This window comes from Blastococcus sp. KM273128 (genome assembly GCF_021698975.1).
GTDB lineage: Bacteria > Actinomycetota > Actinomycetes > Mycobacteriales > Geodermatophilaceae > Blastococcus.
Genome location: NZ_SSXA01000213.1, coordinates 1 through 304 on the forward strand (window position 1 = coordinate 1; position 304 = coordinate 304).

Annotated in this window: 1 pseudogene; it reads right to left on the reverse strand. The window is 75.0% G+C overall.

The window, feature by feature from the left end:
- Positions 1 to 304 (reverse strand): annotated as a pseudogene (locus E9529_RS21630) (hypothetical protein); the annotation flags it as partial.

Consider the following 304-nt stretch of genomic DNA (forward strand, 5'->3'; position numbering starts at 1 on the left):
CGCGGCTGGGCGAGGACCACGAGCACGCGCGGCTGCTGGCCAAGCGGCTGGGCGTCGACCCGGCGACGGTGGAGACCAACATGGTGGTGCTCGACGGCGGCCCGGTCGACGTCGAGGTGCGTGACCAGCCGGATCCGGGTCGGGCTCACCTGCGAGACCAGCACGCCCCGCGCCTTCGCGGCCTCGGCGACCATCGGCGCCTCGACGCCGTCGAGCACCACCATGTTGGTCTCCACCGTCGCCGGGTCGACGCCCAGCCGCTTGGCCAGCAGCCGCGCGTGCTCGTGGTCCTCGCCCAGCCGCG